This window comes from Salipiger pallidus (genome assembly GCF_014643635.1).
GTDB classification, from domain to species: Bacteria; Pseudomonadota; Alphaproteobacteria; order Rhodobacterales; family Rhodobacteraceae; genus Salipiger; species Salipiger pallidus.
On sequence record NZ_BMJV01000001.1, the window covers coordinates 488,906 to 506,909 of the forward strand.

Here is an 18,004-nt window from a genome sequence, read left to right on the forward strand (position 1 = left end):
CATCTCAAGCAATTTGGGCAAGATTTCGGGGCATGAAACAGACGCCCGCCCTCGCTCAGAATCAGCGTGCCGTCCCGCGAGTGGCCTGCGCCATGGATGCCATTGCACATTTCGATTGTAGCAGTCAGCTACGGTGCGAGACTGTCGATATCTCGATACAAGGGGCGCAGCTGAGATTCCGGGGCGATCTGAGCAAGACCGGGGTCGGCAATTTTGACGGCCTCCTCATTCCCGGCGTAGACACATTCCACGTTGAAATGCGGTGGATCGACGGCAGCCGCGCAGGGGTGCCGTTCTCAGGTCCGAAGGAAGAGCTTCTGCTGCTCTACAAGCTGGTCGAGCACCTTCAAAAGATGCGCCGCGAACATGTCAGCGCACAGACAAAGGGGGGAGTGACTGACCGGACATAAGGGCTTCGCTGCGCTTGGCGCTTGGCGCTTGGCGCTTGGCGCTTGGCGCTTGAAGCTTGGAGCAGCCAGCTCCCGAAGCCAGGTCAAAAAGTCCCAGCGACAGCGCAACGCAGAACGGGCACCCTGTAAGGGTGCCCGCATCTTGATTGACGTGTCAGTCGCGCAGGATGGCCATGCTGGCCTCATCCCAGCCGATCCACACCGGCACATCTCCGGACAGAGCCTGGCCAGTGCCCGCGTCGGTGTAGGCACGCAGGGTCGCGCCCTGTGCCTGCTCCACCGCGATATCGAGCGCCATGCGACTGCCAAGGAAGGTCTTGCCGGTGACCCTGCCCTGAACCGCGTTCGCGGTCTCAGGCCGCGCCGCGTGGAAACCCAGCCGTTCGAGCCGCACCGACGCGGTCACTGGCTGACCCGCCACCGGCAGTCCAGCGGGAGCGGTGCCGCGCAGGGTCTGGCCGAACCAGTCCATTACCGCGGTGTCGCCCTCGGTGCCGCGCAGCTCTCCGTGCAGCAGGTTGGTCTCGCCAATGAATTCCGCCACGAAGCGCGTGGCAGGCTGGAAGTAGAGCTCCTCGGGGGTGCCGTCCTGCTCAACCTTGCCCTTGTTCATTACCACGATGCGGTCAGACATGGTCAGCGCCTCTTCCTGATCGTGGGTCACGAAAAAGAAGGTCTTGTGGGTGCGGCGCTGGATTGACTTCAGTTCCTGCTGCACCTGCCCGCGCAGCTTCGCATCGAGCGCGCCAAGCGGCTCGTCCAGCAGCAGCAGCGCGGGATCCGGGGCCAGCGCCCGCGCCAGAGCAACCCGCTGACGCTGGCCGCCCGACAGTTGCGCGGGGTAGCGGTCGCCGAAGGCATCAAGCTCGAGGAAGGACATGATCTCGTCCTGGCGGGCGCGGATCTCGGTCTTGCCCATGCCCTTCAGTTCGAGGCCGAAGCCGATGTTCTGGCGCACGGTCATGTGCGGGAACAGCGCATAGTCCTGGAACACCATGTTGACGTTGCGCTTTTCCGGGGGGCGCCGGGTTACGTCCTCGCCGCGCAGCAGAACCTTGCCGTTGGTGGGCTGCTCGAACCCGCCAAGGATGCGCAGGGTGGTGGACTTGCCGCAGCCCGACGGGCCAAGGAAGGTGACGAACTCGCCCTCGGCGATGTCGAGGCTCAGCTCTGACAGGGCCACCGTGTCGCCAAAGCGCTTGGTGATGCCGTCAAGGCGGACAAGGGGTGCGTTGGACATGTCAGGAGTCCTTGTTCATGCGACGGGTAAAGCGTTCAGCCCAGACGCCGATCACGGCGGTCAAGAGCAGCGCGGCGGTCGCGATGGCATTGATTTCAGGGGACATCCCCGATTTCAGCTTGGCAAAGATCAGCACCGGAAGCGTCGGCTCGTATCCCCCGAGGAAGAACGACCGCACGAAATCGTCGAAGCTGAGCAGCAGGCAGAAGATCGACGCGCCCATGATCGCGGGCACGAGATAGGGGAAGGTGATGCGCAGGAACGCGATCAGCGGATCGGCCCCGAGGTCGCGGGCCGCCTCGATCTGGCTTTTGGGCAGCGTCGAGAGCCGCGCCATGACCACCAATACCACGAAGGGCACGTTGTGCACCGCGTGGGCCCAGACGATGGCCCCCATGCCCGGCTCGATCCCGAGGTAGCGGGCATAGATGCGGAAGGCGATGGCCGATATGATGCCGGGGATCAGCGCCGGCAGGATGGTCATCCCGAAGATCACCGCCCTGCCCCAGAACTTGCGCCCCTCGAGCAGCACGGCGATCCAGGTGCCCACGATGATCGACCCGATGGTCGACAGCACCGCGATGGCCACGGAGTAAAGAAAGGCCGAGATCGTCTCGGCGTCTTCGAATACCCCCATGTACCAGTCAAGCGTGTAGCTGCGGATCGGGAAGCCAATGAACTTGCTGTCCTTGAACCCCATGAGAACCATGAGGATCAGCGGCACGAAGACATAGGCGACGAAGGCCCAGTAGACGCAGGACAAAAGGATGCGGTTGCGGCGGTTCATGTCTTGTCCCCCTTGCGCAGCATGGTCATGAGGCGCTGGAACGCGGCGGTGATGCAAAGCGCTGCAAGGAACATGATGATGGCAAAGGCCGCGCCCGTGGGCCATTGCGTGCCGGCCACGTGGAAGAAGCCCGCAATGGTTTCCGCGAACACCGTGGTGGAGGGCCCGCCGAGCAGAACCGGGGTCGCGTAAAAGCCCGTGGAGATCAGGAAGACCAGCGTGCAGCCCGACGAGATGCCCTCGATGGTCAGCGGCAGGGTCACGCGGCGGAACCGCGTCCATGCCCCCGCCCCAAGGTCTGCGGCCGCCTCATTGAGCGATTTCGGCAGCTTTTCCAGCGCCGAATACAGCGGCAGCAGCATGTAGAGCGCGGTGAGATAAACAATACCGACCCCCATGGAAAAGCTGGTGTACATGAACGGGATAGGCCGGTCGATCAGCCCGAACCATTTCAACACGAGGTTCACCGCCCCGGTATTGCCCAGCAGGATCATGATGGCATAGGTCCGCACGATCTCGCCCACCCAGAACGGGATCAGCAGCAGCAAAAGCAGCAGCATACGGTTCTTGGGGCTGACATGGCGGGCCAGGAAATAGGCCACCGGGTAGGTCAGGATCAGCGTGCAGAAGGTGAACACTCCCGCAAAGATCAGCGTCCGGAAGAACGGCTGCCAGAACAGCGGATCCTGGAAGAACTTAAGGTAATGCTCGATGGTGAGGTGCTGCTCCACACCAGGCGCGACCGGATAGGCATCGGTCAGCGACACGCGCAGCATCTGCACCATCGGACCAAGGTGCTGTGTCAGCACCCAAAGGATCGGAAAGACGGCCAGCACGATGAACTGGCGCCGCGGCGACGCGGTCGTGAAGCTGGCCATGGCCCGGTACGGACCCCAGCCGGCCAGCCGCCCCCAGAAGGTGGCGTCGGATGCAGGGACGGTGCCGCGTGCTGCGCGCGCGGATGCGTCGTAACTCATGGGGAAGCCCTCTTGGGGGGAGAATGCGTGCCCCCTGCCCGAATGCCCGGACAGGGGGAGAAAGCCGGTGGTCCGGATCAGGCGGCCTTGATGGCCTCGACCGCCGGATCAACCAGCCCGTACTTCATCTCGTTCGCTTCCGAACGGAAGAACTGCAGGTTTGCCAGCTGCTCATCCGGGAACGAGGTCGACTTCTTCTCGAGGTCGGTCAGGTACTGGCTGCTGTCCTTGTAGGTCGAGATGAAGCCCGACGCCTTGGTCATCGCCGCGCCGATCTCGGGCGAGCCGAGGATAGCGTTGAGGAAGGTGTAGGCGTTGTCCGGGTTCGGGCAATTCTTGGCGATGTTGTAGGTGTAGACGAAGCCGTAGGATCCTTCCTGCGGGATCGTCATGCCAAGCGGGAAGCCGTCGTTGATGAGCGCGGCCGCCGGGCCGTTCCAAGAATGGCCCAGCACGATGTCCTGGTTGACCATCATCTGCTGGAACTCGGCACCGCCGTCATAGAACTTGCGGACCTTGGGCTTGTTCTCAATGAGGAAGTTCTTGGCTTCCTCGACGATCTGCGCGGCTTTCTCGGGATCATCGAGATATGCGACCATGTTGCCGTCGTAGCCCATCATCAGCATCACGATCGACATCATGTCCTGGATGATATAGGCGTTCTGGCCCGCGTACTGGTCCGAGAACAGGGTGTCCCAGGTCTGCGCTTCCTCGGCGGTCACTACGTCGGAGTTGTAGGCCAGCACTTCCATGCCCGACAGGATCGGCGCCCCCCACTTTTCGCCGTTGATGGTCGACCAGTCGGATTCCGAGAAGGTGGGGTTGATGTTGCCCCAGCTGGTCAGACGGTCGAGGTCGAGCGGCGCGAGCAGGTCGCTATCGATGAACTGCAGGAAACGGTGGCCCGCCACGGTCATGATGTCCACCGTGGGGTTAGGCGCCTCGGCGGCAAGCAGGCTGAACTGCTTGCCCTGGTCGTCCACGAGGCGGACGTTGACCTTGATGCCGGTCTCGTCCTGGAACTGTTCCTTGAACGCTTCGGGGACGAAGTCGTTGTAGGTCCAGATGTTCACCTCACCACCCTGCTGGGCGTGGGCGCGGCGCAGGTAGGCCGGGGATGCAAGGGTCGCACCGGCGGCTGCGGTGGTCGACAGGAACTTACGGCGGTTGAGGATGAGCTTCGTCATTTGGCGTCTCTCCATGTTGGGTTTTCCGTATCGTTTATCATTGTCACGACGCCGTCTGGGGCGTCTTCCGCAAAAGGCCGGTACGGGCGGCATCCTGCAGGTCTTCAAGGCTGTAGCGCCCGAGGTCAAGCGCATTGAGTATCTCGTTTTCTCCAGCAAAATCGCGGCCGTACATGGCCGAGAATATCTGGATTCCCGCCTCGTGCAGCGGCGCGGGACGGCCCGCGAGACGCCCCAGGACGGCGGTGGCCTGAAGACCGTAGGGCACATCCTCGGTGACATAGCGGCTGTCTGCGGTGGCAGGCCCGGTGCCGCCGGTGCCCTGAGCATACATCTGCTGGTTCATTTCCGAAACGCTTGCTTCGGGTACGTGGAAGCTGACTGAGAAATGTTCGAAGATGGTCTTGGTCTGCAGGCCCAGCATCTCGGCGATGGCAAGCCGTTCAAGATCCAGCGCCTCGAGCAGCGCGCCCACCTTGGGGGTGACGTTCTGGCCCTGAGACCATGTCTCGCCGCGCTCCATGCGGGTGATGTTGCCAAGGGCGATGCCCATGTGGTTCTGCGGGTTGAGGTTGCTCAGCGTTATCGCCAGCAGCCCCTCGCGCGGCACGAAGACATCCCCGAAAAGCTGCGTGCAGGCCGCCTTCGCGCAGTCGCTGCGGGTGTCGGGCACGGTGCAGAGATCGACCTTCTTGCGCACGGTGTTGACCTTGACCGAAGCATCCTCGCCTCGCCGCCCGGTGACGGCGGTGGTGCCCCATGCGGTGATCACGGCACTGATGCCACGGGCCGCAAGCCCCTCGGTCAGGTAGATCGCGCCAAGGCTGGCGTGGCTGCTGACGATAACATGCTGGCCTTCGCGGATATGCGGGATCAGCGCGTCGAACACCGCCTTGTGGCCATAGCCCGGCAACGCGATCAGGATTGCCTCGTTCGCCTCGCAAAGCTCCTGCGCCGAGGACGCAACGCGCGGGGTAAATTCGGTCTCGATGCCGCCGGTGGCCTTCAGGGGGCCGTCCTTGAGGCACTCGGTCGAGGCGCCCGAGGGCGACCACAACATCGGATCATGGCCGTTGACGTGCAGCAGAGCGGCAGAGCCAAAGGCGATGGAGCCCGCGCCCGCGATACCGACGCGGCTCATGTGCTGACCTCTTCGCGCACCGGATCGCCCAGCACGTGCATGAGGCGGTTGGCCCAGCCAAAGAGCGAGGTCGACAGAATGAGGTCGAGGATTTCCTCGTCGGTCAGTCCCGCGTCGCGCAGAGCCTGCATGTCCTCTTCGGTGGCCCCGACAGGTGCCTCGGAGAGCTTGCGCGCGAAGTCGAAGATCGCCCGGTTCCGCGGGGAAAGGTCTGCGTTCAGGCCCTTGGTGAACAGCTCGTCTGTGACCTCGGTGCTTTTCTCGAGCTTGGCGTGGCGGTCGGCATGGACCGCGGCACAGTAGATGCAGCGGTTGACCATGCTCGCGCCGATGGCGCCCAGTTCGCGCTCGGAGCGGGACATGCCGCCCTCGTCGTACATGATGGCGTTGAACAGCGGCGAGCGGACCTTGAGGCTTTCCACGTCATGGGCCAGCGTCAGCACATAGGCAGACACCTTGGTGTTCGACGGCGTCACCTGAAGCGCCTCGAGCTGTTCGGGCGTGGCGCTGGCCAGATCCACCGGCGTGACACGGGGCTGCCACGTGGGAACCGTGCGGGTGAACTTGTGGACGATGCGGCTCATGCGGTGGCTCCCATCAGCTTGAGGCCTGCGACCACGCGCAGCTGGTAGGCGACAAAGGCGGTCAGCTCGCAAAGACGCACGATGTCGGCGTCAGAGACCCCCGCCGATTGCAGCCCGGCGATGTCCTCGGCAGCGATGTCGCGGGTCTGGTTCGCGACCTTGTCGGTGAAGGCGACGATATGGCCAAGGCCCTCGTTCATGCCATTCGATGCTCCATCAGCCAGCGCAGCCATGTCTCCGGCCCCTTCCGCATAGCGCGCGGCAAGATCCGGCATGCCGCCGGCAGCGGCGATCCGGGCGGCCAGAGCGGCACGCAGGTCATGCGGAATGCCACCGGCCTGAAGCGGGCGAAGCACAGCGTTTTCAGCCGCTTGCGTGGCGTCCATGATGTTGGTGCGGGTCTTTGCCGCCTCGGCCACGGGGCCGTCCGTCACGCCGCCGACGGCAAGCGCGGTCGTCTCGAAGAGGCTCATGCCACCTTCTCCTTGGTCGTCTTGAGTTTGGTTTCCGGCAGCTCGGACGCGGTCCATTCGGACCCGTCAAGCTCGGGTGTCTCGTAGTCGAGCATGGCCTGCCAGTGCTGGTCCACGTCCTCGGCATAAAGCCTGGCCGCCATCGAGCGTGCCAACCACGACGCCCCATCAGAGATTCCGGGTATGTCACCCGACACCTTGCCGGTGCTCGCGGACGAGCCGTAGTTGAAACAATAGACGTGGCTCAGCCAAGGCGCCGCGCCCTCTTCCCGTTCGCGGAAGCTGAAGTCGGGATTGAGGTAGGGGAAGTTCCCCAGATCGTGGTGCTGCTCGTCCGCGGGGGGCGTGTAGACGTCTTTCCAGAGCAGGATCTGCGCCGCGGTCTCACCGAATTCGGTGCGCGCCATGGGGTCGATGACGAACCCGGTGCCAAGGATCACGAAATCGCAGACGTAAGATGTGCCGTCAGTGAAGTGGATCTCGATCTCGTCACCGTGCTGGGTGATGCGCTCCGTGCCCTTGCCAAAGTGGAAATGGGCGTTGTCATGCTTGCTCACCCGCAGGGTGGAGCCATGCGGCGCCGGGGTCTGTGTGGCAAGGCTGTAGCGCATGAAGCGCCAGCGCCATTCGTCCGGCAGCTCGGCATAGCCGGCGGTGAACCCGTAGGAGCCGATGCCCATCATCTTGTTGACCGTGGGCATTTCCTTGCGGCGGATCAGGTGGCGGACCTCGGCAGCGCCATGTTCCAGCGCCTCGGCGGCGTTGTCTACGGCAGAGGCCCCCACCCCGATGACGCCGACGCGCTTGCCCTTGAGGGCGGCGAAGTCGATATCGTCGGCGCTATGCGCCCAGAACCGGCGGTCGAGCCCTTGGGCAAAGGCGGGAATGTTCGGCCCGCCGGTGCCGTCGCGGCCCGTCGCGAACACCAGCTTGCGACAGGTCACCACCTCGCCGGTGCTCAGGGTCAGGCGCAGCATGTCGCCTTCGGCGGGCTCAACGCGGTCCACCGAAACACCGTTTTCCACCGGCACGTTCAGCGCCTTGCGGTACCAGCGCAGGTAGTCCATCCACTGAGGGCGCGGGATCTTGTCCAGTGCATGCCACGCGGTGGTGCCGAACTGGGCGCGGAACCACGCCTGGAAGGTCAGCATGCCATGGCCGCCCGCAGGCCCCGTCAGGGTCTTGGGCGAACGCAGCGTCAGCATGCGGGCATAGTTGAGCCAAGGTCCCTCGAGGCCCTCGGGGTTGCGGTCAAGCACGCGGATGTTGCGGATGCCGCCCCGGGTGAGGTTGAGCCAGGCCACGAGGCCGCACATGCCGCCCCCGATGATGACCACGTCGGTCACGCCATCGCGCGGGGGCACCCAATCCTTGCCGGGATAACACAGGACTTCGAGATCCTCGTTCAGGCGCGCTTCCAGCACCTCGAGGCCCTGTCCGTCGATGGGGAGAGAGTCATTCGTCTGCATACGAATCATCCTAAATCAAATTTTGCGCAGGGTGGAGCATCAGACAGGAGTTTTCACCCAATTCGGATGCAGATCGTCGATATGATATGCATGAACGTGAACGTGGCCAGCGCCCGTCGCGCCGTGGTTGCGCAGATGAGGGTGGTTGTCCGGCAGCTCGGGATGCGCGTGACTGCGCTCGAGCGTATCAGAGGCGGGCCAGACCCTCATGGCGATCAATCCAGTTATTGCCGAAAGCAGCGCCAGCGCCAGCAGCGCGTGTTCCAGCGTGACCACGCCGCCCAGCCAGCCCGCCAGCGGGTAGGCCAGCAGCCAGCCCGCATGGCTCAGCGAAAACTGCGCCGCAAACACCGCAGCACGATCCTCGCGCGCGGCAGAGCGGGCGATGACCAGCCCGCCCGGGGTCAGCACCAGCGACGAAGCCAGTCCGAAGCCCGCCCATACGCCCAGCAGGACGGTCAGGGGAGGCTGCGGCGCAAGACCGAAGCCTGCGCCGATGGTGGCAAAGGCAAAGACGCCCAGCAGCATCGCGACCCGTTCCCCCGCACCCGCCACGAGCCGCGGCACGACGAAGGCCCCCACCGCAGCCCCTGCCCCGTAGCCCGCCATCAGCACCGGGTATAGCCCGTCCGCATCCCCCAGCCGTGCGCCGGCGTAGACCACAGTGTTGACCAGCACCCATGCCATGGACAGCGACAGTGCGAAGTTCAGCAGGAACAGGCCACGTAGACGCGGGGTTTTGCCATAGATCCACATGCCGCGCATGGCGCGCTGCAGGAACGGCCCCTTGCGCTGCACCGTGCCTCGCTCGGGGAAGCGGGTGAGCATGAGGAACAGGACCGATCCCGCAAAGGCGATGGCCGCAAAGAGGAACAGCGCGTTCGGCGCCACCAGCTTCAGCACCGATGCGGCGATCACCGGGCTGAGGAACGTTTCAAGCGTGTAGGCCACCCGTGACCATGACAAAGCGCGGGTATAGCTGGCCTCGTCCGGCAGCACGTCGGGGATCACCGACTGGAACAGCGGCGTGAAGCCCGAAGCCAGCACGAAGAAGACGAAGGCCAGAGCCGCAATCTCCCCCGTGGCGGTGGCGAAGACCATGGGCAGCAACAGCAGCATGCGGCCCGCGTCCAGCAGGACCATGGCGCGCTTGCGCGGCAGCCCCGCCAGCAGGCTTTCGGCGAACGGCGCCAGCCCCACGTAAGCCACCATCTTGAGCGCCAGCAGCAGCCCCAGCACACGCCCGCCCGCCGCGTCACCACCGATGCGGTAGGCAGCCAGCGACAAAGCCACGGTGAGCAGCCCGACACCCAGCAACGAACAGATCTGCGCTGCAAAAAGGGTGCGAAACGTGCCGTTGGCTAGCGGGCTGGCGGCTTTGGTGGTCATGAGGCAAGGCTCTCCGGTGACGGGCTCTTGGGCGCAAAGCGGGCGGTGGCCCGATCGGCAAGGTACAGCGGCCTGTAGTCTGTGGCCTCCCGGGCCAGACTGTCCACCGCCGCGATGACGAAATCTGCCTTGTCATCGCTCATCAGCGCCGAAAGGTTAAGGCGCACCCAGCCCGGCTTGGCGGTTTCCTCGCCTGCAGCGATGGCGGCGAAGGCGCTTTCGGAATGTGTCTCGTCAAGCCCCAGTAGCCGATGCGCGTAAGGGCCGGCGCAGGCGCAGCCGCCTCGTGCCTGCACCCCGTGCAGGTCCGACAGCAGGCGCGTGAAAAACTGGTGATGCACCAGCCCGCCCTGCCCGTCCCGCACCCGGAACGAGAAGATCGGCAACGCATCGGGACCAGGATGGCCCAACAGCTCGAGGTTCGGGTTCCGGCGCCAGACCGCCTCGGCCCGCGCCCGCAGCGCCTTTTGCCGCGCGGCAAGCCATTCGGCCCCGAGCGCCTCCTTGACCAGCATGGCCAGAGCCACGCGGATGTCACCGACCACGTTGGGGGTGCCGCCCTCTTCGCGGTCCTCGAGGCTCCGGCTGTAGGTATGGCCCCAGGGCGATACGAAGCTCACCGTGCCGCCACCGGGCAGCGTGGGCGTGCTGCGACGCACCACCGCCTCGCGCACCACCATGACACCCGACGCGCCGGGGCCGCCGGGGAACTTGTGGGGCGAGAAGACGATGGCGTCCTTCTGGGCATCGCTGCCCTGCTCCACGTTCATGCGGATGTAGGGGGCCGCCGCGCCGTAATCCCAGACCGCCACGGCACCATGGGCCTTGAGGGTCCGCGTCACCGCATCGCTGTCGGTCAGGATGCCCGTCACGTTGGAGGCGGCCGAGAAGCTCCCCACGATCAGCTCAGCATCTTGCGCAGCGGTCAGCGCCGCCTCCAGCGCGCCCATGTCTGGCCCGCCGGTGGCGGCCTCGGGGATCTCGACCACTTCGGCGCCACTCTCGCGCCAGGGCAAAATGTTGGAATGGTGCTCGTAGGGGCCGATCAGCACCACCGCCCGCGCGCCCCGCGCCACGGTGCCGGCGATGTCCAGAAGCCCCACCAACCGGTTAAGCCCAGCGGTCGACCCGGATCCCGCAAAGACCGTGGCATAGCCGTCCCCCGCGCCCACCATACGTGCCACTTCAGCCCGCGCCGCCTCGCGCAGCTTGGTGGAATAGGCGCCCACGAAGGACGCTTGCGTGTGGCTGTTGGCGTAGTATGGCAGCACGTGATCGCGCACGAAATCCTCGATCTGCGCCAGCGCACGGCCCGAGGCGACGTAATCGGCATAGACCAGCAGTTTTTCCCCGAACGGTCCATCGATCATTGCTTTGTCCCCGATCAGCCCGGCGCGAAGCCACGCTATAAGGTCGGGGCGGCGCAGGGATTGGGCAAAGTCTTCGAGGGGACGCATGGCGGGGTCCTTTCCGGGAGAGAGCGTATTTCGCAACAATGCCACGCCTGAGGCAAAATACTTCACATATTAACCCCTTTAGAACCCCTTAATTCTATCATATGATCGCTTTATGACCATCAAGATAGATCATCTGGACCGCCGCATATTAGCTGAGCTTCAGCGCGACTCGTCGCAGTCGCAGCGCGCTCTCAGTGAGCGGGTGGGCCTGTCGCAGAACGCCTGCTGGCGCAGGCTCAAGGCGCTTGAGGCCGAAGGGGTGATCCGCAACCACACGGTGGTACTGGACCGCAAGCTGCTAGACGCGGGGCTGGTGGTTTTTGTGATGGTCAAGACCCGGCACCATTCGGCGGACTGGCTCAGGCAGTTCCGCAACCATGTCTCCGCGATCCCGGACGTGATCGATTTCTTCCGCATCGGCGGCGATTACGACTACTTGCTCAAGATCATCACCCGCGACATGAACAGCTATGACGAGGTCTACAAGCGCCTCATCGACGGGGTGGAACTCGAGACGGTGACCTCCTATTTCGGCATGGAAGCCATCGAGGAACAGCGCCCAATTCCATTCTGAGCCCGAAAGGGTCTGACAGCCCCCCCTGCAAGCCATTGCGCGAACATGCTTTTCCAAAGCAATGTAAAAAACTTTCACATCCACCCTTGCAAGGCGAGTAAGGCGTCCTCATCTGATGTAATGTGAAAGACATTCACATGACCGAAACGAGACAACGAGAGACAAGGACACGCCCATGACCGCCGCCGTGCAATTCGAAGACCGCCCCGCCAATCCCGGGTGGCTCAAGCGCGCCGAGGCCTGGCTGGACGAGCGCGGACGCCCCGCATGGCTCGTGGCCATGGTACTTGGTTTCATCTTTTTCTGGCCTGTCGGCCTTGGCCTTCTGGGCTACATGATCTGGAGCAAACGCATGTTCGGAACCACCTGCCGCAAGGCCCGCAACGCAACCTATCGCCAGGGTTTCAACGCCATGAAGCCGTCGGGCAACTCGGCCTTCGACGCCTACAAGGCCGATACGCTGAAGCGGCTCGAGGACGAACAGAAGAGCTTTGAGGACTTCCTTGGCCGCCTGCGCGACGCCCGCGACAAGGCAGAGTTCGACCAGTTCATGGACGAACGCGCCCGCAAGGCCCGCGACGTAAAGGAAGAGGAAGACGCCTGATCGCGTCCCTGCAATGATCGGTGGCGGCCCCTGCGGGCCGCTGCCCAAGGACCAGAACCGCGGCCTTTAATACCCCCCACTCACGGCCTGACCTGCACAGAACACTGCTCGGCTCGGCCCACCGAAAACACAATTACGAGGACACAGCCCAGCCCATGCCCGTCGAATTCCACACCAGCGACTCCTATGGCCACCTGCCGGATCCCGTGCGCCAGAGCGCATTCTACGACAGCGTGGCCGTCAAACGCGGCATCGCCTGGGTCATCGACACGATGATCGTCGCGGTGCTGGTCTGTATCGCCCTCATCCTGACTGCCTTCCTCGGGCTGTTCATCTTCTTCGCGCTGTGGCTCGCCGTGGGCTTTGCCTACCGCGTCCTGACCATCTCGAATGGGTCGGCCACCTGGGGCATGCGCCTCATGGCAATCGAATTCCGCGACTGGCAGGGCCAGCGCTTCGACTTCAGCCAGGCGCTGCTACACACGCTCGGCTATACCCTGTGCGTGTCGGTGCCGCCGCTTCAGATCATCTCGGTGATCTGCATGTTCGCAACGGAACGCGGCCAGGGCCTGAGCGACCTTGCACTGGGCACCACGGCGCTCAACAAGCGGGCATAAGCCCGACGCGGGGCAGCCTCGTTCTGCGCAGCCTCCACCCCAATCCCTAGCAAGGGCTCCGGATACCTCATGTCCCCGGACAGGCAGGCAAACCCGAGGCCCTTCGCCATTTTCGGGGGGGTTGGCGGATTGCCGAATCGTTGCTACGTTTTCGTCCGGAACAGCCCACAGGATCGACATGCGTCATTCGCTTCCCCTCGCGCCGCAATTCTACGTGACGGCGCCGCAACCCTGCCCGTACCTGCCGGGCCGGATGGAGCGGAAGCTGTTTACCGCGCTGCAGGGCGACAGCGCCGGGAAGCTGAACGACAGCCTGTCCAAGCAGGGCTTTCGCCGGTCGCAGAACGTGCTTTACCGGCCATCCTGTTCGGATTGTACCGCGTGCCTGTCGGCCCGCATCGACGTGCGTCGTTTCACACCGTCAAAAAGCCAGCGCCGCGCCTTGTCGCGGAACGGCAACCTTGCGCGCCGCGCCTCAAGTCCATGGGCGACGGAAGAGCAGTTTGACCTGTTCCGCCGCTACCTTGATGTCCGCCACGCGGATGGCGGCATGGCAGACATGGACATCTTCGAATTCGCCGCGATGATCGAGGAAACCCCGATCCGCAGCCGCGTTGTGGAATACTGCGACGATGCGAGTGGAGAGCTGAAGGCGGTTTGCCTGACGGACGTGCTCGATGACGGGGTGTCCATGGTCTACTCCTTCTACGAGCCCGAGCTGCAAAAGCGCAGCTTGGGCACCTGGATGATCCTTGACCATATCGCCATCGCACGCGAGGCAGGGCTGCCTTACGTCTACCTTGGCTACTGGGTGCCGGGATCATCCAAGATGGGCTACAAGGCGCAGTTCAGCGCGCTCGAGGTGTATCGCAGGGGACGCTGGGAGCTGGTGCAGGACCTGTCGGATTACGACGAGGAACGCCACCCGCTGACCACCGACCCCATCGCCGAACAGGTGGCCAACATCTCTCTGCCCGACAGCCGCAGCTGAGCCATCCTTCGATTACGCAAAAAGGCCGCCCCTGATGGGCGGCCTTTCGCTGTTGTTCAAGCGAGGTTCTCAGCGCGACAGGGCCGTGGTGATCTGCCCCGAAAGCTCCGAGATCGCCGCCCCGGTGGCCTGCGCCACGCCCTGCGGTGTTGCCGACGTCATGGGCACGGAGATGTCGAACCGCTGGATACGTTCGCGCACGATGCGGTCGTAGGAGCTGATGGCATATTGCCCGGTCAGCTGCAGCGTGCCGTTCGACCGCCCCACCAGCTGCGAAACGGTCACCGCCACCGCAGCCTGTGCGTCTTCCTCGAGCGGCCAGGGCTCGGGGGCCACTGCGGCTGAACTGCGCCTGCCGATCTGCTCGGAGATGGCCAGCGTCACCGCCCGGCCCGGATCATCGGCCCAGAGCGCGTTGTCGATCTGGGTCAGCGCGCCGTCCTCGCCCTCGAGAAGGATCTCGGAGGCATCCGCGTAAAGCGGCAGCGACACATCCCGCACCTCGAGGCTCGAGACGCCAAGGCGCACGGCCCCCTGCTCGGCGGGCGGGTCGATGAGGAAACGCTGTTCGGCCCCGGAACAGGCGGCGAGCAGCAGCACGAAAGGAAGGATGGTTTTCATGGGTCAGCGTCCGAATAGCAGGGAGTTGGGGTTACGCTCGATCTCCCGGGCAAGCCGGGTGAGCGCCTCAGCCGCCTCGCGCACTTCGCGCAAGGCCGCCACGGTTTCGCGGTTGAAGGACGAGTTGTCGCCGTAGCTTTGCAGGGTGATCTGAGCATCGCCCACCAGCGCCTGAATGCGCGCCGAAAGCGCGGGCAGTTCCCGCACCGCCTGCTCGACCGCTGCCGCCGCGTCACGGGCCGAGGCCATGGTGGCGTTGGCGTTCTCTACCACGCCGCCTTCGCGCAGTTCAGCCAGCGTTTCGCGCAGTTCGTTGAGGGCGTTCGACACCGCATTGGGCAGGTTGCGCGCCTGGTCCGTGTCGATCAAGCGGTCGGCACTGTTCAGAAGCTCGGTCGCCTGGTTGATGAAGGCCTCGAGCGGCAGGTTGTTCGCCGTCTCCACGAGGGCACGGAAATCGCTGATAAGCTGCGGCAGCTCGGCGGTTGCGCCCTCTACATCGGCGGCAACGCCGGTCACCGTGTCGGCGGCCTCGGACGCGCTTTCCAGCGTCGCGACCAGCTGGCCCACCATGTCGGCGGTGCGCAGATCCTCGACGATGCCGCGCAGCTCGGACACGGTCGCGTTGAGTTCACCCGGAAGCGCCTGCATGTCCTCGGACCCCAGGATGCCGCGCGCGTCATCAAGAAGCCCGGTGACCGAGCCTGGCACCGCCCGCAGGTCGGGATCGCCGGCAAGGCTCTCGACCGCCGCGAGGGTGGAGATGGCCTGTTGCATCAGCTCTTCCACGGGCAGGTTGTCGACGCGCTGGAACAGCCCCTGCGCGGTGGCCGCCATGTCCGGGATCTCGGATTCCACCGAAGGGATCACCGGCGCTTCGGTGTCAAAGATGCCAAGGGCGGCAGGTGCCGCATCGGGCATGTCCACCAGTTCGATCATCAGCCCCTGGCTGAACAGCCCCTCGCTGGCAAGCCGCGCCCGCAGGCCGTTCTGCACCGATTCTGCAAGGAAGCGGATGGTTTCGGCATCCTGCGCGTCATCCTCGAGGCCCAGCGTCCGCGGGTCGATCGAGATCGAGGCCCGCAGCTTGACCCGTTGCTCGCCGGTGGTGTCGTCGATGAAGGCGCCAAGCCCGCGCACCGACCCGATCCGGAGGCCGCGGTAAGTGACGGACGATCCGGCCTCGAGGCCACGTACGCTTTCGTCAAACTCGACCACGAGGTCGACGCCGTTGTCCACGCTTTCGCTGAAGACGCTGTCGCGCGCCGCGCCCTCGTCATCAAAGAGATCGAAGACATAGCGGGACGGCACCGGGTTGCCGCCGGAGAATACCGTGTCGAAGGCCACCCCGCCCCGGATCAGGGACGAGATCGATCCCACCGACAGGTTGAGGCCACCGGGACCGAAGTTGAAGCTGAAGCCGGACGTATCCCAGAACCGCGTGGCAGTGGTGATGCGACGGTCATGTGGCGCCTCGATAAAAGCATCCACGATCACGCCGTTGCCGCTGTCCAGAAGGCGCGGCGTCTCGATCCGGCCGACCTCAATGCCCTGGTGGAAAATCGGCGAACCGGCGGTCAGCTGGCTGCCATCCTCAGCACGGATGACGATGCGGGTGCCCTCCATCCCGGGCTTGACCAGCGGCGCGGAATTGACCCCCTCGAAGGCGCGTGTTTCAGAGGCGCCCTCGGTGGTGGGCTCGAAGCCCGCCTCGATGTAGACGCCCGACAGCACCGTCGACAGGCCCGTGATGCCCGACGTGCTGACCTCCGGGCGCACAACCCAGAACTGGGCGTCCGACGGGATCGCGTGCACCACCTCGCGATCGATGCGTGCCTCGACCATGACCGAAGAGAGGTCCGAGGTGAATTCGACGCTTTCCACTTGGCCGATGCCCACGTCGCGGTAGCGCACCGTGGTTTCGCCGGGGACGACACCCGCTGCGTTCTCGAAGCGGATGGTGATCAGGCTGCCGCGTTCGGCGTAGCTTTGCCACGCGATGAACAGCGTCACCGCCAGCGCCGCGATGGGCACCAGCCATGTCAGCGACAGGTTGCTCCAGATCGACCGCTTGCGGCCCTCGATCTTCATGTTTGCCGGTTTGTTCGGCTCAGCCATTGTGGTCGTCGTCCCCGTCTGCGTCCCAGATCAGCCGGGCATCGAAGCTTTCGGCCGAGAGCATGGTGAAGCTCACCGACAGCGCAAAGCTGACGGCGGCAATTCCTGGATTGATGGATGCCGCGAAATCGAGCTGCACCAGCGACGACAGGATCGCGACGACGAAGACGTCGATCATCGACCAGCGGCCGATGAACTCGACCACCTCGTATAGCTTGTGCCGCGTGTGCGCGGACAGTTTGACCCGGTGGTTGATGCTCAGCGCGAGGTAGGCGATGGCGATGAACTTGGATACCGGAATGATGATGGAGGCGATGAAGACGATTGCCGCAACGCCGTAGCTTCCGTGGTGCAGCAGATCGACCACACCGCCGTAAATGGTACTGTTGCTTTCCTGCCCGAGGATCTGCGTGCGCAGCATCGGGTAGATGTTGGCCGGAATGTAGACCACCAGCCCGGCGAACAGCCAGGCCCAGACCCGCTGCAACGACGTCTCGTCACGGGTGCTGACCTGGCTGCCACAGCGGCCGCAAGTGGTGGTTCCGGCGGGGTTCACGCGGCCGCACTGAACGCAGCCCACGAGCCCTGCGGCCTTTGCCGTCAGGACGCCCGGCGTCGTTCCAGTGTCTTCCAAAGCGTCAGCCTGCTCATGAAGTTGTCTTTCAGCACGGTCACGATGACCAGCGCCACGAAGGCCCAGAAGGCAGGCCCGATGAAGATATGCGCCATGCCCGCCACCTTGACGAGCGCGACGGCCACGCCGACGATGAACACCTCGGCCATGGCCCAGGGACGCAGGTGGTCGGCGATGCGAAAGGCCCATTCCGCGTGGCGCGCCGGCGGGTAGCCCGCCGCCATGGGGGCCAGCACATAAATGAGCGCGATAAAACGGATTGAAGGCAGGACCACGATAAGCGCCACCATCGCCAAGGTCAGCGGTGCGGTCAGCCCGTTGGAGAATGCCATGATTGTATCGAGCAGAGACGAGCGGTGCATCCGCCCTGCCGCCTCGAGTTCCAGGAATGGAAAGAAGATCGCCGCCACCATCAGGATGAGCGCCGCCAGCGCCAGCATGATGATGCGGGTCATCGCCGTCTTGCGCGGTGCCTCGAGCACCGCGTGGCAGCGCACACAATAGGCAGTGTCCCCGGGCGCGACGTCACGCTCGAGATGCAGGGCATCGCAATTGGGGCAGGCGATCAGCTCGGAGAGGTCGGGAAGATCGCCGGTGGTTTCCAGACTCATGCCCCTAACCTAGACCGAGGATGCAGGTTCGGAAAGTGGCACAGCTGAGACAGCACCATGCAGGGTCCCGAAAGTGCAAGGGCGCAACGTTCCTGCGCCCTTGCTGGCGATGGTCCCGGC

Annotated in this window: 19 protein-coding genes; 5 read left to right on the plus strand and 14 right to left on the minus strand. The window is 64.4% G+C overall.

Translation table 11 applies throughout. The annotated features are described in order from the left end of the window. Window positions 1-32 precede the first annotated feature (32 nt). Window positions 33-410 (plus strand): hypothetical protein, encoded by a 378-nt coding sequence (locus IEX41_RS02320; RefSeq protein WP_188788422.1) that lies wholly within the window; start codon window positions 33-35, stop codon window positions 408-410. A 154-nt stretch (window positions 411-564) separates the two neighbouring features. Here the strand turns inward: IEX41_RS02320 and IEX41_RS02325 are convergent, their stop codons facing one another. The 10 genes from IEX41_RS02325 to IEX41_RS02370 form a co-directional block, all read right to left on the minus strand. Beyond that, window positions 565-1,650 (minus strand): ABC transporter ATP-binding protein, encoded by a 1,086-nt coding sequence (locus IEX41_RS02325; protein ID WP_188788424.1) that lies wholly within the window; start codon window positions 1,648-1,650, stop codon window positions 565-567. A 1-nt stretch (window position 1,651) separates the two neighbouring features. Next, entirely contained in the window at window positions 1,652-2,437 is a 786-nt protein-coding gene (locus IEX41_RS02330; RefSeq protein WP_188788426.1) for an ABC transporter permease, read from the minus strand. Beyond that, a complete protein-coding gene (locus IEX41_RS02335; RefSeq protein WP_188788428.1) occupies window positions 2,434-3,414 on the minus strand; it encodes an ABC transporter permease in 981 nt (326 codons plus the stop codon). Before IEX41_RS02335 ends, IEX41_RS02330 begins: the two co-directional genes overlap by 4 nt. A 77-nt stretch (window positions 3,415-3,491) precedes the next feature. Next, the gene (locus IEX41_RS02340; protein ID WP_188788430.1) at window positions 3,492-4,601 is read right to left on the minus strand and encodes an ABC transporter substrate-binding protein; all 1,110 of its coding nucleotides are present in this window, start codon (window positions 4,599-4,601) and stop codon (window positions 3,492-3,494) included. A 43-nt stretch (window positions 4,602-4,644) separates the two neighbouring features. Then, a complete protein-coding gene (locus tag IEX41_RS02345; protein WP_188788432.1) occupies window positions 4,645-5,742 on the minus strand; it encodes an NAD/NADP-dependent octopine/nopaline dehydrogenase family protein in 1,098 nt (365 codons plus the stop codon). Beyond that, window positions 5,739-6,326 (minus strand): peroxidase-related enzyme, encoded by a 588-nt coding sequence (locus tag IEX41_RS02350; protein ID WP_188788434.1) that lies wholly within the window; start codon window positions 6,324-6,326, stop codon window positions 5,739-5,741. Before IEX41_RS02350 ends, IEX41_RS02345 begins: the two co-directional genes overlap by 4 nt. Further along, window positions 6,323-6,799, minus strand: a complete 477-nt coding sequence (locus tag IEX41_RS02355) for a hypothetical protein (protein ID WP_188788436.1) — start codon at window positions 6,797-6,799, stop codon at window positions 6,323-6,325. The genes IEX41_RS02350 and IEX41_RS02355 overlap by 4 nt, the downstream gene beginning before the upstream one ends. After that, on the minus strand, window positions 6,796-8,268 hold the full coding sequence (locus IEX41_RS02360; RefSeq protein WP_188788438.1) for an NAD(P)-binding domain-containing protein: 1,473 nt from the start codon (window positions 8,266-8,268) through the stop codon (window positions 6,796-6,798). The genes IEX41_RS02355 and IEX41_RS02360 overlap by 4 nt, the downstream gene beginning before the upstream one ends. Window positions 8,269-8,307: 39 nt before the next feature. Then, a complete protein-coding gene (locus IEX41_RS02365) occupies window positions 8,308-9,657 on the minus strand; it encodes an MFS transporter (protein ID WP_188788440.1) in 1,350 nt (449 codons plus the stop codon). Further along, window positions 9,654-11,114 carry an aminotransferase class V-fold PLP-dependent enzyme gene (locus tag IEX41_RS02370; protein WP_188788442.1) on the minus strand — a complete coding sequence of 487 codons (1,461 nt, stop codon included), beginning with the start codon at window positions 11,112-11,114 and terminating at the stop codon, window positions 9,654-9,656. The genes IEX41_RS02365 and IEX41_RS02370 overlap by 4 nt, the downstream gene beginning before the upstream one ends. 112 nt (window positions 11,115-11,226) lie before the next feature. On the opposite strand from IEX41_RS02370, the gene IEX41_RS02375 reads away from it, so the two are divergent. The 4 genes from IEX41_RS02375 to IEX41_RS02390 all read left to right on the plus strand — a co-directional run bounded on the left by IEX41_RS02375 (window position 11,227) and on the right by IEX41_RS02390 (window position 13,900). After that, window positions 11,227-11,688, plus strand: coding sequence for an Lrp/AsnC family transcriptional regulator (locus IEX41_RS02375; RefSeq protein WP_188788444.1), 462 nt, complete (start codon window positions 11,227-11,229; stop codon window positions 11,686-11,688). 175 nt (window positions 11,689-11,863) lie between these two features. After that, window positions 11,864-12,292 carry a DUF2852 domain-containing protein gene (locus IEX41_RS02380; protein WP_188788446.1) on the plus strand — a complete coding sequence of 143 codons (429 nt, stop codon included), beginning with the start codon at window positions 11,864-11,866 and terminating at the stop codon, window positions 12,290-12,292. A 155-nt stretch (window positions 12,293-12,447) separates the two neighbouring features. Continuing rightward, entirely contained in the window at window positions 12,448-12,909 is a 462-nt protein-coding gene (locus IEX41_RS02385) for an RDD family protein (RefSeq protein WP_188788449.1), read from the plus strand. Between the two features lie 178 nt (window positions 12,910-13,087). Then, window positions 13,088-13,900: an arginyltransferase gene (locus IEX41_RS02390; RefSeq protein ID WP_188788451.1), complete on the plus strand. Its 813-nt coding sequence runs from the start codon at window positions 13,088-13,090 to the stop codon at window positions 13,898-13,900. Window positions 13,901-13,969: 69 nt separating this feature from the next. On the opposite strand, the gene IEX41_RS02395 is transcribed toward IEX41_RS02390, so the two are convergent. The 4 genes from IEX41_RS02395 to IEX41_RS02410 are packed head-to-tail and all read right to left on the minus strand — an operon-like array spanning window position 13,970 to window position 17,884. Then, window positions 13,970-14,521, minus strand: a complete 552-nt coding sequence (locus IEX41_RS02395) for a PqiC family protein (protein WP_188788453.1) — start codon at window positions 14,519-14,521, stop codon at window positions 13,970-13,972. Window positions 14,522-14,524: 3 nt separating this feature from the next. Further along, on the minus strand, window positions 14,525-16,639 hold the full coding sequence (locus IEX41_RS02400) for an MlaD family protein (RefSeq protein ID WP_188788455.1): 2,115 nt from the start codon (window positions 16,637-16,639) through the stop codon (window positions 14,525-14,527). Then, on the minus strand, window positions 16,632-17,273 hold the full coding sequence (locus IEX41_RS02405; protein WP_188788456.1) for a paraquat-inducible protein A: 642 nt from the start codon (window positions 17,271-17,273) through the stop codon (window positions 16,632-16,634). The genes IEX41_RS02400 and IEX41_RS02405 overlap by 8 nt, the downstream gene beginning before the upstream one ends. Further along, a complete protein-coding gene (locus tag IEX41_RS02410) occupies window positions 17,240-17,884 on the minus strand; it encodes a paraquat-inducible protein A (protein ID WP_188788458.1) in 645 nt (214 codons plus the stop codon). Before IEX41_RS02410 ends, IEX41_RS02405 begins: the two co-directional genes overlap by 34 nt. Between the last annotated feature and the right edge of the window lie 120 nt (window positions 17,885-18,004).

Excerpts from the sequence above, each read along its gene's own strand:
- IEX41_RS02320 (WP_188788422.1), top strand. The coding sequence starts at position 33 with ATGAAACAGACGCCCGCCCTCGCTCAGAATCAGCGTGCCGTCCCGCGA.
- IEX41_RS02325 (WP_188788424.1), bottom strand. The coding sequence starts at position 1,650 with ATGTCCAACGCACCCCTTGTCCGCCTTGACGGCATCACCAAGCGCTTT.
- IEX41_RS02330 (WP_188788426.1), bottom strand. The coding sequence starts at position 2,437 with ATGAACCGCCGCAACCGCATCCTTTTGTCCTGCGTCTACTGGGCCTTC.
- IEX41_RS02335 (WP_188788428.1), bottom strand. The coding sequence starts at position 3,414 with ATGAGTTACGACGCATCCGCGCGCGCAGCACGCGGCACCGTCCCTGCA.
- IEX41_RS02340 (WP_188788430.1), bottom strand. The coding sequence starts at position 4,601 with ATGACGAAGCTCATCCTCAACCGCCGTAAGTTCCTGTCGACCACCGCA.
- IEX41_RS02345 (WP_188788432.1), bottom strand. The coding sequence starts at position 5,742 with ATGAGCCGCGTCGGTATCGCGGGCGCGGGCTCCATCGCCTTTGGCTCT.
- IEX41_RS02350 (WP_188788434.1), bottom strand. The coding sequence starts at position 6,326 with ATGAGCCGCATCGTCCACAAGTTCACCCGCACGGTTCCCACGTGGCAG.
- IEX41_RS02355 (WP_188788436.1), bottom strand. The coding sequence starts at position 6,799 with ATGAGCCTCTTCGAGACGACCGCGCTTGCCGTCGGCGGCGTGACGGAC.
- IEX41_RS02360 (WP_188788438.1), bottom strand. The coding sequence starts at position 8,268 with ATGCAGACGAATGACTCTCTCCCCATCGACGGACAGGGCCTCGAGGTG.
- IEX41_RS02365 (WP_188788440.1), bottom strand. The coding sequence starts at position 9,657 with ATGACCACCAAAGCCGCCAGCCCGCTAGCCAACGGCACGTTTCGCACC.
- IEX41_RS02370 (WP_188788442.1), bottom strand. The coding sequence starts at position 11,114 with ATGCGTCCCCTCGAAGACTTTGCCCAATCCCTGCGCCGCCCCGACCTT.
- IEX41_RS02375 (WP_188788444.1), top strand. The coding sequence starts at position 11,227 with ATGACCATCAAGATAGATCATCTGGACCGCCGCATATTAGCTGAGCTT.
- IEX41_RS02380 (WP_188788446.1), top strand. The coding sequence starts at position 11,864 with ATGACCGCCGCCGTGCAATTCGAAGACCGCCCCGCCAATCCCGGGTGG.
- IEX41_RS02385 (WP_188788449.1), top strand. The coding sequence starts at position 12,448 with ATGCCCGTCGAATTCCACACCAGCGACTCCTATGGCCACCTGCCGGAT.
- IEX41_RS02390 (WP_188788451.1), top strand. The coding sequence starts at position 13,088 with ATGCGTCATTCGCTTCCCCTCGCGCCGCAATTCTACGTGACGGCGCCG.
- IEX41_RS02395 (WP_188788453.1), bottom strand. The coding sequence starts at position 14,521 with ATGAAAACCATCCTTCCTTTCGTGCTGCTGCTCGCCGCCTGTTCCGGG.
- IEX41_RS02400 (WP_188788455.1), bottom strand. The coding sequence starts at position 16,639 with ATGGCTGAGCCGAACAAACCGGCAAACATGAAGATCGAGGGCCGCAAG.
- IEX41_RS02410 (WP_188788458.1), bottom strand. The coding sequence starts at position 17,884 with ATGAGTCTGGAAACCACCGGCGATCTTCCCGACCTCTCCGAGCTGATC.